At 64.0% G+C, this 13393-nt stretch carries 14 protein-coding genes and 1 pseudogene; 5 read left to right on the forward strand and 10 right to left on the reverse strand.

From position 1 onward, the window contains the following. The first annotated feature begins 93 nt into the window (after positions 1–93). Both AAHK20_RS20795 and trmL read left to right on the forward strand, forming a co-directional pair. A complete protein-coding gene (locus AAHK20_RS20795) occupies positions 94–759 on the forward strand; it encodes a ComF family protein (protein ID WP_449183390.1) in 666 nt (221 codons plus the stop codon). Between the two features lie 18 nt (positions 760–777). Continuing rightward, positions 778–1248, forward strand: a complete 471-nt coding sequence (gene trmL, locus AAHK20_RS20800; RefSeq protein ID WP_449183391.1) for a tRNA (uridine(34)/cytosine(34)/5-carboxymethylaminomethyluridine(34)-2'-O)-methyltransferase TrmL — start codon at positions 778–780, stop codon at positions 1246–1248. Between the two features lie 12 nt (positions 1249–1260). On the opposite strand, the gene AAHK20_RS20805 is transcribed toward trmL, so the two are convergent. The 4 genes from AAHK20_RS20805 to AAHK20_RS20820 all read right to left on the reverse strand — a co-directional run bounded on the left by AAHK20_RS20805 (position 1261) and on the right by AAHK20_RS20820 (position 3648). Then, positions 1261–2259 carry an NAD(P)H-dependent glycerol-3-phosphate dehydrogenase gene (locus AAHK20_RS20805; RefSeq protein WP_449183392.1) on the reverse strand — a complete coding sequence of 333 codons (999 nt, stop codon included), beginning with the start codon at positions 2257–2259 and terminating at the stop codon, positions 1261–1263. A gap of 104 nt (positions 2260–2363) precedes the next feature. Beyond that, complete coding sequence (gene secB / locus AAHK20_RS20810; protein WP_449183393.1) at positions 2364–2840, reverse strand: protein-export chaperone SecB; 477 nt, start codon at positions 2838–2840, stop codon at positions 2364–2366. Between the two features lie 125 nt (positions 2841–2965). After that, a complete protein-coding gene (grxC, locus tag AAHK20_RS20815; RefSeq protein ID WP_449183394.1) occupies positions 2966–3226 on the reverse strand; it encodes a glutaredoxin 3 in 261 nt (86 codons plus the stop codon). Then, a complete protein-coding gene (locus AAHK20_RS20820) occupies positions 3223–3648 on the reverse strand; it encodes a rhodanese-like domain-containing protein (RefSeq protein ID WP_449183395.1) in 426 nt (141 codons plus the stop codon). Before AAHK20_RS20820 ends, grxC begins: the two co-directional genes overlap by 4 nt. A gap of 150 nt (positions 3649–3798) precedes the next feature. Between AAHK20_RS20820 and gpmA the strand changes: the two genes are divergently transcribed. The 3 genes from gpmA to AAHK20_RS20835 all read left to right on the forward strand — a co-directional run bounded on the left by gpmA (position 3799) and on the right by AAHK20_RS20835 (position 7244). Beyond that, positions 3799–4545, forward strand: a complete 747-nt coding sequence (gene gpmA / locus AAHK20_RS20825) for a 2,3-diphosphoglycerate-dependent phosphoglycerate mutase (RefSeq protein ID WP_449183396.1) — start codon at positions 3799–3801, stop codon at positions 4543–4545. A gap of 253 nt (positions 4546–4798) precedes the next feature. Further along, the gene (locus AAHK20_RS20830) at positions 4799–6376 is read left to right on the forward strand and encodes a S41 family peptidase (protein WP_449183397.1); all 1578 of its coding nucleotides are present in this window, start codon (positions 4799–4801) and stop codon (positions 6374–6376) included. A gap of 109 nt (positions 6377–6485) precedes the next feature. Then, positions 6486–7244: a HesA/MoeB/ThiF family protein gene (locus tag AAHK20_RS20835; RefSeq protein WP_449183398.1), complete on the forward strand. Its 759-nt coding sequence runs from the start codon at positions 6486–6488 to the stop codon at positions 7242–7244. A gap of 94 nt (positions 7245–7338) precedes the next feature. On the opposite strand, the gene ptsP is transcribed toward AAHK20_RS20835, so the two are convergent. From ptsP to AAHK20_RS20865, 6 genes and pseudogenes are all read right to left on the reverse strand, one after another. After that, positions 7339–9096 (reverse strand): phosphoenolpyruvate--protein phosphotransferase, encoded by a 1758-nt coding sequence (gene ptsP, locus AAHK20_RS20840; protein WP_449183399.1) that lies wholly within the window; start codon positions 9094–9096, stop codon positions 7339–7341. 310 nt (positions 9097–9406) lie between these two features. Beyond that, complete coding sequence (locus AAHK20_RS20845; protein WP_449183400.1) at positions 9407–9676, reverse strand: HPr family phosphocarrier protein; 270 nt, start codon at positions 9674–9676, stop codon at positions 9407–9409. 43 nt (positions 9677–9719) lie between these two features. Continuing rightward, entirely contained in the window at positions 9720–10244 is a 525-nt protein-coding gene (locus AAHK20_RS20850) for a PTS sugar transporter subunit IIA (RefSeq protein ID WP_449183401.1), read from the reverse strand. Between the two features lie 343 nt (positions 10245–10587). Continuing rightward, on the reverse strand, positions 10588–11544 hold the full coding sequence (gshB, locus tag AAHK20_RS20855; protein WP_449183402.1) for a glutathione synthase: 957 nt from the start codon (positions 11542–11544) through the stop codon (positions 10588–10590). A 115-nt stretch (positions 11545–11659) separates the two neighbouring features. Next, on the reverse strand, positions 11660–12949 hold the full coding sequence (gene gshA, locus AAHK20_RS20860; RefSeq protein ID WP_449183403.1) for a glutamate--cysteine ligase: 1290 nt from the start codon (positions 12947–12949) through the stop codon (positions 11660–11662). 225 nt (positions 12950–13174) lie between these two features. Continuing rightward, positions 13175–13393: pseudogene (locus tag AAHK20_RS20865) on the reverse strand (ammonia channel protein); the annotation flags it as partial.

Below are 13393 nucleotides of genomic sequence, written 5' to 3' on the forward strand. Positions count from 1 at the left end.
AAGCGCGTGCGGACTTGGGTCGATAACGCTTCGGCACGCGTTGCGCGGCTTGCGCACGTCGCGTTGCCCAATCTGTGCGTTTTATGCGGCAATATGTCGCAGCGAACGATTTGCATCGAATGCGACGGTGCTTATTGGAATGAAGCGCGCTTGCGATGCGTGCGTTGCGCCCTGCCGTTGCCGTCTTCGAGCCGCAGGCGCCCGAACGGGCAAGCGCGCTATTCGTGCAGCGACTGCGCGAGCGCGCCTCCGCCGTTCGATGCGACGCTCGCGCTCGCCGACTATCGCGCGCCGCTCGACGGCCTCGCGCTCGGCCTCAAGTTTCGCGCGCGTCTGGCGCTCGGACGCGAGTTCGCAGATCGCCTCGCGCGGCTAGCCGACGACCGGCTCGATGCCAGCGACCGGCCCGACGTCCTCGCACCGGTGCCGCTCGCAAGGAAACGCTTGATCGAGCGTGGCTTCAACCAAGCTTGGGAAATCGCGAAGCCGCTTGCGCGTGCGCTGCATATTCCAGCCGACGCCGCATTGATCAGACGCGACGCCTACACGGCGCCGCAATCGCGGCTCGACCTGGAAGCGCGCCGGCACAATGTCGATACGGCGTTCACGGAGGCAAAGCCGGTGCGCGGCTTGCACGTCGCGATCGTCGACGACGTGATGACCTCCGGCGCGACGCTCGAAGCGCTCGCCCGCACGCTGAAGGCGGCCGGCGCGCGGCGCGTCACGAACTTCGTCGTGCTGCGCACCCCGAAAAACTAGTTTTGTACTAATCGAATCATGTTCAACGTCGTTCTCGTCGAACCCGAAATTCCGCCGAATACCGGCAATGTCATCCGGCTGTGCGCGAACACCGGCGCGCGGCTGCATCTGATCGAGCCGCTGGGCTTCCCGCTCGACGACGCAAAAATGCGCCGCGCCGGCCTCGACTATCACGAATACGCGCAGATGCAGGTGCACCGCGATTGGGATGCATTCGTAGCCGCTGAGTCACCCGATCCCGTGCGCATGTTCGCCTTCACCACGCGCGGGTCGGGGCGCTTTCACGATCACGCATTCCAGCCGGGCGACTGGTTCGTGTTCGGTGCGGAAACACGCGGCTTGCCGGGTGAAGTGCTGGATCGCTTTGCGAACGAGCAGCGCGTGCGGCTGCCGATGCGGCCTGGCAACCGAAGTCTGAATCTGTCGAATACGGTGGCGATCGTCGTGTTCGAGGCTTGGCGCCAGGCGGGCTTCGAAGGCGGAGCGTGATGCAAGCGGGCGTTACTCCGCCCGGGCGTCCCGCCGCAGCAACGCGCTGACGGCATCACGCGGCGCGACACCATCGAACAGCACCGCGCAAACAGCTTGCGTAATCGGCATTTCGATCGCGTGTGCGCGGGCGATCGCGAGCACGGCTTGCGCGCAGCGCACACCTTCCGCGACATGGCCGAGGGCGGCGAGGATATCGTCGAGTGTGCGTCCGTCGGCGAGCTGCATGCCCACCGTCCGGTTGCGAGACAGATCGCCCGTTGCAGTCAGGATCAAATCACCGAGACCGGTCAGCCCGGTGAACGTTTCGGCACGGCCGCCGAGCGTCACGCCAAGGCGCGACATTTCCGCGAGACCGCGCGTGATGAGCGCAGCGCGTGCGTTCAGTCCAAGCCCGAGACCATCGGCAATGCCGGTGGCGATCGCGAGCACGTTCTTCACCGCGCCGCCGACTTCGACGCCGACGACATCATCACCCGTGTAGATCCGCATCGCCCCATGGTGGAACGCGGCAAGCGTGCGCTCGCGGCACGCTTGCGACGAGCTCGCGACCGTCAGCGCAACCGGCAAGCCCATTCCGACTTCGCGCGCGAAGCTCGGCCCGGAGAGCACGCCATTGCTCGGATGCCCGGCCAGCTCGGCCGCGATCACCTGATGCGGCAGCAATTGGGTATCGGCTTCGAAACCTTTGCAGACCCAGACGATATGCGCAGGCACCTGCTGCGCATCGCGCATCGCGCGGCACAACGCGCGCAATCCCGCGACTGGCGTCGCGACGACGCACAACGCATCGTCGCCCGCCGCATGCGCGAGCGCCGCGGCCAGATCTGCCTCATAGCGAAGCGCATCCGGCAGCGCGACACCGCGCAAATAATGCGTGTTTTCGTGACTGGAGGAGAGTTCGGCGATGAGCGCACTGTCGCGCGCCCACAGGACCGCGTCGTTGCGTGCGGCCAGATGGCCGGCAAGTGCGGTGCCCCATGCACCGGCGCCGAGGACGGCGATATTCATGTCAGTGCGCGCCGGGCCGCCCCAAGCGCACTGACCGCCCCCTTGGGGGGCAGCGAACGCAGTGAGCGTGGGGGCTGTTTAATCTCATGCACCGCTGTCAGGCCTTAGTGCTGCGTCGCGCCGTTTTGCGCATTGCCGCTTTCAGCAGCATTGAGCTGCGCGAGACGCTGCTCATAGAGCGCCTGGAAGTTGATTTCGGCGAGGTGGATCGGCGGGAAGCCAGCGCGGGTGATCGCGTCGGCGATGTTCGAGCGCAGGTACGGGAACAGGATCGTCGGGCACGCGATGCCGACGAGCGGATCGATCTGCTCTGCCGGAATGTTGCGGATGTCGAAGATGCCCGCTTGCTTGGCTTCGATCAGGAACGCGATCTTGTCGCTGACCTTGGCCGTGACCGTGCCGGTAACCAGGATTTCGAAGACGTTTTCAGCAAGACGCTCGGCCTTCACGTCGACTTCGACTTCAACCGACGGCATCTCCTGCTCGAGAAAGATCGCCGGCGAATTCGGTTGCTCGAGCGACAAATCCTTCAGGTAAATGCGCTGAATGTTGAAGAACGGCTGGTTGTTCTGGTCCGACATGGTGACTCCCTAGGTAAATTCGATGTAGCCGGATGCAATCCCGCTACCAATGTGTATTTCAAGCTTCGGACTGAGGCGACCGCGGCAGCACGCGCCTTAAGCCTGCCGCAATCGCCAATCCTGCTTTAAGCCGCATCCAGGAGCGGCATCAAGCCGCCCGCGCGATCGAGCGCCGACAAGTCGTCATAGCCGCCGACATGCGTGTCGCCGATGAACACCTGCGGCACGGTACGGCGGCCGGTGCGCGTCATCATTTCCTCGCGCCGCGCCGGGTCCTTGTCGATCAGCACCTTCTCGATGGTCTGAACGCCGCGCGACTTTAAAAGACGCTCGGCCATCTGGCAATACGGACACACCTGCGTGCTGTACATGACGACGTTATTCACTTAGCCACTCCTTGTTTGACGACCGGCATGCCGGCCTGCTGCCAGGCGTTGACCCCGCCTTGCAGCACATGGACTTCGGTGTAGCCCGCCTCTTCGGCAATCCGCACCGCCTTGTGCGACTGCTGACCGGTCTGGCAGACGAGCAACACCGGTGTGCCCTTATTCTTGGCGATTTGGCCGATTTTCGCTTGAAGCTCCGCGAACTCGACCTGGCGCGCCTGCGGCAGATGTCCGCCGGCGTAGTCGGCGGCGGACCGCAGGTCGATCACCACGGCGTTGCGCCGGTTGATCAGCTGCGTCGCTTCGGCAGCGGAGAGCCCGCCCCGTCCGCCCCGGCTGATCGTCGGCCACAGCAGTAACCCTCCGGAGATGAGGACGGCCGCGATGAGTACAAGGTTCGTGTAATCGGTGAAGAACGTCACGAAAGAATCCGCCAAAAAAAGAGAGAAATCGAAAAGGACAATCCTGCCATTATAAAATATCCGTCTGACGCGATGGCGAGCGCCGTCCTAGACGACCGCTTCGCCCTGACGCACGCAAGCGGCTTCCTCACTACCGACCATACTTCTCTCATGCATAAGCTCGTCCTCATCCGCCACGGCGAATCGACGTGGAACAAGGAAAACCGATTCACCGGCTGGGTCGACGTCGACCTCACGGAACAAGGCAACCGCGAAGCCCAACAAGCGGGCCGCCTGCTCAAGGAAGCGGGCTATACGTTCGATATCGCGTATACGTCGGTGCTCAAGCGCGCGGTGCGCACGCTGTGGCACGTGCAGGATCAGATGGACCTGATGTATATCCCGGTCGTCCATTCGTGGCGCCTGAACGAACGCAGCTACGGCGCGCTCGCCGGTCTGAACAAGGCGGAAACCGCCGCCAAATACGGCGACGAGCAAGTGCTGGTCTGGCGCCGCAGCTACGACACGCCGCCGCCCGCGCTCGATCCGAGCGACGAGCGCGCGCCGTACGACGATCCGCGCTACGCGAAGGTGCCGCGCGCCGAACTGCCGCTCACCGAATGCCTGAAAGACACGGTCGCCCGCGTGCTGCCGATCTGGAACGAGTCGATCGCGCCGGCCATCAAGGCGGGCAAGAAGGTGGTGATCGCGGCGCACGGCAACTCGCTGCGCGCGCTGATCAAGTACCTCGACGGCATTTCGGACGACGACATCGTCGGCCTGAACATCCCGAATGGCGTACCGCTCGTCTATGAACTCGACGAGAACCTGAAGCCGATCCGCCACGAATATCTGGGGGACCCCGAAGCGATCGCCAAGGCGCAGGCCGCCGTCGCGAAGCAAGGCAAGGCAGGCTGACAATCCGCCTACGGGCAGAAATCCCAAAATGGCGCCGCGTGTGCCGGCATTCTGATGCCGGCACACCGCGCCACGCAATATTCTCCGCGCTTCAGGCCCGATTCCTGCGCATGACGGGGATCATCGAACCCGGCCCTACGTTCGCTGTCGAACGGCGAATACCCTCTCAAATCTTCCGCACGCAAGGCTTGCAGTTATACTTGCTCGTCCCCGATACCGGCGCACTTAAACGCTCCCGACCGCAACAGACTCTATGCGAACGAAACTCAAGAACATCGGCCTGATCGCCGCTGGCCTGGCTACCGGCGTCTTTGCGACCCTGCAACTGTCCGCGTCCGCCCAGCAAGCCGCCTCGGCACCGCTTCCGCTCGATCAACTGCGCCTCTTCGCCGAGGTGTTCGGTCAGATCAAGCATGACTACGTCGAACCGGTCGACGACAAGAAGCTCCTGACCGCCGCGATCAAGGGGATGGTGTCGAGCCTCGACCCGCATTCGTCGTATCTCGACAAGACCGACTACGAAGAGCTTCAGGAGCAGACCAAGGGCCGCTTCGCGGGCCTTGGCATCGAGATTTCGCAGGAAGACGGCCTGATCAAAGTCATCTCGCCGATCGAAGACACGCCGGCCTTCCGCGCCGGCATCCGTCCGGGCGACCTGATCACCCGCATCAACGACAAGCCCGTGCGCGGCATGACGCTCGACCAGGCGGTCAAGCAAATGCGCGGCGACCCGGGCACCAAGGTTACGCTCACGCTCTTCCGCAAGAGCGATGACCGCACGTTCCCGGTCACGGTGACGCGCGCGATCATCAAGGTACAGAGCGTGAAGATGAAGATCCTCGCGCCGGGCTACGCCTATATCCGCATCACGAGCTTCCAGGAGCGCACGGTGCCGGATCTCGCGGCCAAGCTCGAAGACGTCGCGCGCCAGCAGCCGAACGTGAAGGGCATCGTCATCGATCTGCGCAACAACGGCGGCGGCCTGCTGCAAAGCGCGGTCGGCGTCGCGGGCGCGTTCCTGCCGCCGGATTCGGTCGTCGTGTCGACCAACGGTCAGATCCCCGATTCGAAGGAGGTCTACCGCGATACGTACGATAACTACCGTCTGCCGTCGTTCGATTCCGATCCGCTGAAGGGCCTGCCGGCCGTCTTCAAGACCGTGCCGATGGTCGTGCTGACGAACGCTTACTCGGCGTCGGCGTCGGAAATCGTCGCGGGCGCATTGCAGGATCAGCACCGCGCGCTGATCATGGGCAAGACGACGTTCGGCAAGGGTTCGGTGCAAACCGTGCGTCCGCTGACGGCCGATACGGCGCTGCGTCTGACCACGGCGTACTACTACACGCCGACCGGCCGTTCGATCCAGAACAAGGGCATCCGTCCTGATATCGCGGTCGATCAGTACGCCGACGGCGATCCGGACGACGCACTCGTGACGCGCGAAGTCGACTACTCGAACCACCTCGCGAACACGCAGGACCCGAACGAGAAGAAGGAAGAGGAAGAGCGCGAACAGCGGCGCATGCTGCAGTTGCAGCAGCTCGAGGAGCAGAACGACAAGAAGACGCCGGAGCAGCGCCAGAAGGATCGCGATCGCAAGCCGGTCGAGTTCGGCACGAACGACGACTTCATGCTCCAGCAAGCGCTGAACAAGCTCGAAGGCAAGACTGTCGTGGAATCGAAGTCGATCGCCGAGCGCACGCTGGCCGAGAACAAGCCGGAACGCTCGGCCTCGGCGCCGGTCGCGGTGAAGCCGGCGCTGCCGGTCACGCCTGGCTCAGAGCCGGCGCCGGCTTCGGCTCCGCAGCCGGCCGCCTCGCAGAGCAAGTAAGCCTTCTCGCTCAAGCTCAAATGCCTTCGCAGCCTCAACGCTGCGAAGGCATTGTCTTTTGCGCGATTAGAATAACGAGAACGACTTATCGCGCAGCACGCCCCGCCCCATGAACGACGATCAACTCCTTCGCTACTCCCGCCATATCCTCGTCGACGAGCTCGGCATCGAGGCGCAGCAGCATTTTCTCGACGCGCACGCGATCGTCATCGGCGCGGGCGGCCTGGGTTCGCCGGCGGCGATGTACCTGGCGGCGGCGGGCGTCGGCACGCTGACGCTCGTCGATGCCGATACCGTCGATCTCACGAACCTGCAGCGGCAGATCCTGCATGTGACCGCTTCGGTCGGGCGCAAGAAGGTCGAGTCGGGACGCGATGCGATCGCGCAATTAAATCCCGATGTCGCCGTGCATGCCGTCGCGGAGCGCGTCGGCGATGCGTGGCTCAACGAAGCCGTGCCGCGCGCGACCGTCGTGCTCGACTGCACCGACAACTTCGCGACGCGCCACGCCATCAACCGCGCGTGCGTCGCGCATCGCGTGCCGCTCGTGTCGGGCGCGGCACTGCGTTTCGACGGCCAGATCAGCACCTTCGATTTCCGCAACGATGCTTCGCCGTGCTACGCGTGTGTGTTTCCCGAGGATCAGCCTTTCGAGGAAGTCGCTTGCTCGACGATGGGCGTGTTCGCGCCGACGGTCGGCATCATCGGCGCGATGCAGGCGGCCGAGGCGCTGCGCGTGATCGCCAGCGTCGGCACAACGCTGACCGGCCGGCTCATGATGCTCGATTCGCTGCGGATGGAATGGAACACGATGAAGATCGCGCGTCAGCCGGATTGTTCGGTTTGCGGAGAAGCTCACGCTCATTGAGGCGTTTCAGTCTTCTGGAAATGCGAAGGGCGGCCGGTTCGAAGAACCGCCGCCCTTTGTCATTACAGGCCGTGCAGCGGCCCGTGCGTCAAACTCAACACTCGGTGACGCGCTTGAGCGCCGCCTGCACTTCTTCCGGCTCAAACGACGCCAGCACGTCCGCGACCGGCTTCTCCAGCGTCTTCAAATGCGAGCGCAGGATCTCCTGCTTCACGACGAGCAACTGGCTCGGGTGCATCGAGAACTCGGTGAGGCCCATGCCGAGCAACAGACGCGTGAGTTGCGGATCGCCCGCCATTTCCCCGCAGATCGACACCGGCACGCCCGCGCGTTTCGCTTCACGCAGCGTGAACGCGATCAGGTGCAAGACCGCCGGATGCAGCGGATCGTAGAGATGCGCGACTGAGTTGTCCGCGCGGTCGATCGCGAGCGTGTACTGAATCAAGTCGTTCGTGCCGATCGACAGGAAATCGAGCCGCTTGAGGAACAGCGGCAGCGCGATCGCCGCGGCCGGGATCTCGATCATCGCGCCCACACGCACGCTCGGATCGTACGGCAGGCCGGCGTCGTCGAGCTGGCGCTTTGCCTCGCGGATCAGATCGAGTGTCTGATCGATTTCCTGCGCGTGCGCGAGCATTGGGACCAGGATCTTCACCTGCCCAAACGCCGATGCCCGCAGAATCGCGCGCAACTGCGTGAGGAACATATGCGGTTCGGACAGGCTCCAGCGGATCGCCCGCAAGCCGAGCGCCGGATTGGGCGCCGTCTCGAAGCCTTCGCTGCCGATCGAATCGAGCGGCTTGTCGGCGCCGACGTCGATCGTCCGGATCGTCACCGGCAGGCCGTTCATCAACTCGACCGCGCGCTTGTACGCGGCGAACTGCTCCTCTTCCTCGGGCAGCCGGTCGCGGTGATTCATGAACAGGAACTCGGTGCGGAACAGGCCCACGCCGACCGCCCCCGCTTCCACCGCGGCCTGCGCATCCTCGGGCAACTCGATGTTCGCGCACAACTCGATCTTCGTGCCGCACAGCGTTTGCGTCGGCGAAAACTTCAGGCGCTGCAGCTTGCGCTGCTCGAGCGCCTTCTCGCTTTGCCGGTACGAGTACTCCTCGAGCACGATCGGCGCCGGATCGACGATCACGACGCCGTGGTCGCCGTCGACGATGATCAGGTCGTCCTGCCGGATCAGCGTGCTGGCCTGCTGCACGCCCACCGCGGCCGGGATGCCGAGGCTGCGCGCGACGATCGCCGTATGCGACGTGCGCCCGCCCAGATCGGTCACGAAACCCTGAAACGTTTGCGTTTTGAACTGCATCATGTCGGCAGGCGAGATGTCGTGTGCGACCACGATCATTTCTTCGCTCCCATGCGGATGCATGCCGTGGCTGAGCAGCGCCGCCGCCGACGGCGCGCCCGCCAACGCCTTCAGCACGCGCTCGACCACCTGATGAATATCGGCCTTGCGCTCGCGCAGGTACTCGTCTTCGATATCGTCGAAATGGCGCGACAGACGTTCGAGCTGTTCGGTCAGCGCCCACTCGACGTTATAGCGGCGCGTGCGCACGAGATCCATCGTCTCCTGCACGAGCATCGCGTCGTTCAGGATCATCGTATGGACGTTGATAAAGGCGCCGACCTCGCTCGGCGCGTCCGCGGCGAGATCCTCGCGCAGCAATTCGAGTTCGTTGTGCACGACTTTCAAAGCCGCGCGAAAGCGCTCGAGCTCTCCTTCGATCTGCGGAGGCTCGATCAGGTAATGGTCAACGTCAAGCGCGGCCGGCGCTATCAGATAGGCTCGCCCGATGGCGATGCCGCGTGACACGGGAATTCCATGCAGCGTGAAAGACACGCGCACCTCCTCTAGTTGTGTGTGATGCCGCGATGAGCTGTCGATCCGGAGTTAGTGCTTCAGCACTTACTTCGATCTCACGCAAAGCCGCCGCAATGGGTCTGTGACCCTAACTACCGATTATAAATTCCGCAAACCACGCATGACTGCGTGCGGCGCAGCATGAGTGGCGGTTACGGCGGCTTACCGGGACGCGCTGGATGCCCAGCCGGCGCGCCCTTTCCTCCTGCGATTCTCTTGCATCAAAAAAAAACGCCGCGGATGACCGCGGCGCTCGTGTGGAGACAGAGATCTCAGTCTGCACCTTCGCTCATTGGCCCTCACCGAACTTATCGGCGATCAATTTCAGGAGTGCCTGCATTGCGTCCGCCTCGTCCGGCCCTTCTGTTTCGATCGTCACGGTGCTACCGATACCGGCCGCCAGCATCATCACGCCCATGATGCTCTTCGCATTGATGCGCCGACCGTTGCGGCTCATCCAGATTTCCGACTGATAGTTGCCGGCGAGCTGAGTCAGTTTGGCCGACGCGCGTGCGTGCAGGCCCAGTTTGTTCACGATAGTTGTTTCTTGTTGCAGCATGATGTTCCGAAGCGCGAATGATGTCTGAGGAATGGCCGTTCGGTCAGGAGCCGGCCGGGTTGGGGTTGGATGCCGGCGCGCAACCGACAATGCCGCCTGACGTCGCGCTCGGGCAATCCGCGCCGGTCCCGGTCCGTGACGGCAAGCAATGGCTGTCCTCTGCGGCGTGCTCCTGCGGCGTTGCTGGCCCGATCGCCTGCACGCCCTTGGCAGCGCCTGCCAGCGCCTTGTCGACGAGCGTGTCGAGCGGCGTCGTGCGGTAGCAGACGGCGCGCACGAGCATCGGCAGGTTCACCCCGGCCAAGACGCGCACCGAAGGCAGCGTCGCGAGGCGGCTCGCGATGTTCGCGGGCGTCGCGCCGAGCATGTCGGTCAGCACGAGGGCGCCGTTGTCTTCCCGTAAGCGGTCGAGTTCGGATTGCGCGAAATCGATGACCTGAGCGGGATCGCAGTCGGGCATCACGTCGATCGCGCCGATGCGCGCGGGCAGCCCGCCATAGATGTGAGCGATGCACTCGCGTAGCGCGGAAGCGAACGGAGCGTGCGCAATGATCAAAATGCCTGCCATGTCAGCCTTGCAACGAAAAGCGGCCCGAGGCGCGAAACCGGAATGGTCGCGGCCCGCGCCGGGCACATGCCCCCACATGCTGGTCCGAGCGGACGGCCGGCCGCCGTTGGGGCTGTGGCGCCGGTCGTCGGGCGCCGCGCGCCGGATCGGTTCCGGCCATGCGGCGCCCGGCTCGAAGTCCGCTCGCCGAACGCGCCGCCCGTGCCGGGATCGGTCGTCCTGCCTGAAAGAGCGGGCATTGTATCAGGCCATTTTCGCGCTTTTTCGCACTTCCCCTGGTTCGTGACGCTGCGCAACAACGGGTAGCGGGCGCCTGGCCACGAGCGCCTTAGCCGGGGGCGCCTCAGCCTGCGGCGCGCTCCAGCGCGTCGATGAACATCGCGGCGACGTCGAAGCCAGTCTGGTCCATGATTTCCCGGAAGCAAGTCGGGCTCGTGACATTCACCTCGGTCAGCCAGTCGCCGATCGCATCGAGCCCGACGAGCAAGAGTCCTCGCGCCGCCAGCACCGGTGCGAGCGTTGCGGCGATCTCGCGGTCGCGCGCGGTAAGCGGCTGCGCGACGCCGACGCCGCCCGCCGCGAGGTTGCCGCGCACCTCGTTGCCCTGCGGAATGCGCGCGAGCGAATACGGCACCGGCTCACCGCCGATCAGCAGGATCCGCTTGTCGCCGGCCGAGATTTCGGGGATGAACTTCTGCGCCATCACCGAACGCGCGCCGTCGTGGCTCAGCATCTCGACGATCGAGCCGAGGTTCATGCCGTCGGCCTTCACGCGAAACACGCCCATGCCACCCATGCCGTCGAGCGGCTTCAGGATCACGTCGCCATGCTCGGCGTGAAACGCGCGCAGACGCGCGGCGTCGCGCGTGACGAGCGTCGGCGCGACGAATTGCGCGAACTCGCCGATCGCAAGCTTCTCCGAGTGGTCGCGAATCGCCTGCGGCTTGTTGAAGACGCGTGCGCCCGCGCGCTCCGCCAGTTCGAGCAGCCACGTCGACGTCACGTATTCCATGTCGAACGGCGGGTCCTTGCGCATCAGCACTGCGCCAAACGAAGGCAGCGCACGCGTTTCGTGCGCGGACGCTTCATACCACGGATGACGATGACGGTCCGCTTCATCGCCGACGAGCGTCACGCGCTGCACGGTCGCTTCGACGCTGCTGCCGGTCCACGCGAGATGCTGCGGCTCGCACGCGTAGATCACGTGACCTCGGCGCGCGGCCTCGGCCATCATCGCGTAGGTCGAATCCTTGTAGATCTTGAAGCGATCGAGCGGGTCGGCGATAAAGAGAATGTCCATGGGATCCCTGATGCCCTGTGCGGGCTTTGTCTTGTTCGAGATGGATGCGGATGCTCGGCAATGCGAGCGCGGCGACCGCCGCCGGCGAACCGGCGGCAATCGGCTGCAACCCGCGTCAGACCTGAATCGCTTCCGGATCGGTCTTTTCGAGTTCCACCGAAGCGGCGAGCAAGCCCAGACGCGCCACCACGCCGTACATGTAGAAGCGGTTCGGCGGCGCGGCGCCCGGCTTCGCGTGCGCGTCCGGCAAGGCGGTGTGCTCGAAGCCGAGCGGCACGAAATGCATGCCCGGCGCGTTCAGGTTCTGATCGCGCTCGCGGCTGCCGTGCACGCGATAGAAGCCGCCGACCACATAGCGGTCGATCATGTATACGACCGGCTCGGCCACTTCATCGCCGACCCGCTCGAACGTATAGACGCCCTCTTGCACGATCACGTCGTGCACTTCGAGGCCATCCTTGGTCACCGACATCCGCTCGCGCTCGCGCTTCGTCAGACTCGCGACTTCGGCCGCGTCGTGCACGGTCATCACGCCGCGCCCATCCGTGCCGGCATCGGACTTGATGACCACGTACGGCCGCTCCGTGATGCCGTATTCGCGGTACTTGCGGGCGATCTTCTTGAGCACGCCATCGATCGCATCGGCCAGCGCCTCTTCACCGGTACGCGCCGGGAAGTCGACGCCTTCGACATGCGCGTGATACGGATTCACCATCCACGGATCGATCTCGACCATCTTCGCGAACTTCTTCGCGACGTCTTCGTAGCACGAGAAATGCGTGGACTTGCGGCGCACCGCCCAGCCCGCGTGCAGAGGCGGCAACAAGTACTGCTCGTGCAGATTCTCGAGCACGCTCGGAAGGCCCGCCGACAGATCGTTGTTCAGCAGAATCGAACACGGATCGAAATTCTTGAGGCCGAGACGGCGCGGCGTCCGCTCGAGCGGTTCGAGCACGATTTTCTGGCCGTCGGCGAGCGCGATCGTCACCGGGCCCTGGATGCTTTCGTCGAGCGTGCCGAAGCGCACGTTCAGCCCCGCTTGCCGCATGATCGTCGCGAGGCGCGCGACATTCTCCAGATAAAACGCGTTGCGTGTGTGACGCTCGGGAATGATCAGCAGATTCTTCGCGTCGGGGCAGATTTTTTCGATCGAGGCCATCGCCGCCTGCACGGCGAGCGGCAGCACTTCTTGCGGCAGATTGTTGAATCCGCCCGGGAAGAGGTTCGTATCGACCGGCGCGAGCTTGAAGCCCGCATTGCGCAGGTCCACCGAACAATAGAACGGCGGCGTATGCTCCTGCCATTCGAGGCGGAACCAGCGTTCGATGGCGGGCGTAGCGTCGAGGATCTTCCGCTCAAGATCAAGCAGAGGGCCGTTTAACGCCGTAACTAGGTGCGGAACCATTGATCACTCGCAGATGGAGAAGAAAGATTGTAGAGCAAATACCCCGCTGATTTGGGGACGCTTTCTCCATTCGCAAGCTGGGCCTGTATGTGATTTTCCTATTGACCTGATAGACAGCAAGGTTAAATGCTTGCGGGCTGCGCAGACATAAAAAAGCCCGCCGTGAAGGCGGGCCAAAGTCGCTGCGCTTAACTCCCGTAATCGTCGCAAGCGATCATGCAACCGTTATTCGACGTGCTCGCCATGCAGCACCACGTCGAGGCCTTCGCGCTCTTCTTCTTCGGCCACGCGCAGGCCCATCACCATGTCGATTGCCTTCAGCAGGATGTAGCTCACCACGCCGCTGTAGATCAGCGTCGTCAGCACGCCCTTCGCCTGCAGGATCACGCTGCCGTCCGCGCCGCCGATGTCCTTCACCGCGAACACGCCGGTCAGGATCGCGCC

Source organism: Trinickia camelliae, assembly GCF_053525655.1.

Excerpts from the sequence above, each read along its gene's own strand:
- secB (WP_449183393.1), bottom strand. The coding sequence starts at position 2,840 with ATGTCGGACCAGAACAACCAGCCGTTCTTCAACATTCAGCGCATTTAC.
- AAHK20_RS20850 (WP_449183401.1), bottom strand. The coding sequence starts at position 10,244 with ATGGCAGGCATTTTGATCATTGCGCACGCTCCGTTCGCTTCCGCGCTA.
- AAHK20_RS20835 (WP_449183398.1), top strand. The coding sequence starts at position 6,486 with ATGAACGACGATCAACTCCTTCGCTACTCCCGCCATATCCTCGTCGAC.
- AAHK20_RS20845 (WP_449183400.1), bottom strand. The coding sequence starts at position 9,676 with ATGCTGCAACAAGAAACAACTATCGTGAACAAACTGGGCCTGCACGCA.
- gpmA (WP_449183396.1), top strand. The coding sequence starts at position 3,799 with ATGCATAAGCTCGTCCTCATCCGCCACGGCGAATCGACGTGGAACAAG.
- AAHK20_RS20795 (WP_449183390.1), top strand. The coding sequence starts at position 94 with ATGTCGCAGCGAACGATTTGCATCGAATGCGACGGTGCTTATTGGAAT.
- AAHK20_RS20805 (WP_449183392.1), bottom strand. The coding sequence starts at position 2,259 with ATGAATATCGCCGTCCTCGGCGCCGGTGCATGGGGCACCGCACTTGCC.
- gshA (WP_449183403.1), bottom strand. The coding sequence starts at position 12,949 with ATGGTTCCGCACCTAGTTACGGCGTTAAACGGCCCTCTGCTTGATCTT.
- gshB (WP_449183402.1), bottom strand. The coding sequence starts at position 11,544 with ATGGACATTCTCTTTATCGCCGACCCGCTCGATCGCTTCAAGATCTAC.
- trmL (WP_449183391.1), top strand. The coding sequence starts at position 778 with ATGTTCAACGTCGTTCTCGTCGAACCCGAAATTCCGCCGAATACCGGC.
- AAHK20_RS20830 (WP_449183397.1), top strand. The coding sequence starts at position 4,799 with ATGCGAACGAAACTCAAGAACATCGGCCTGATCGCCGCTGGCCTGGCT.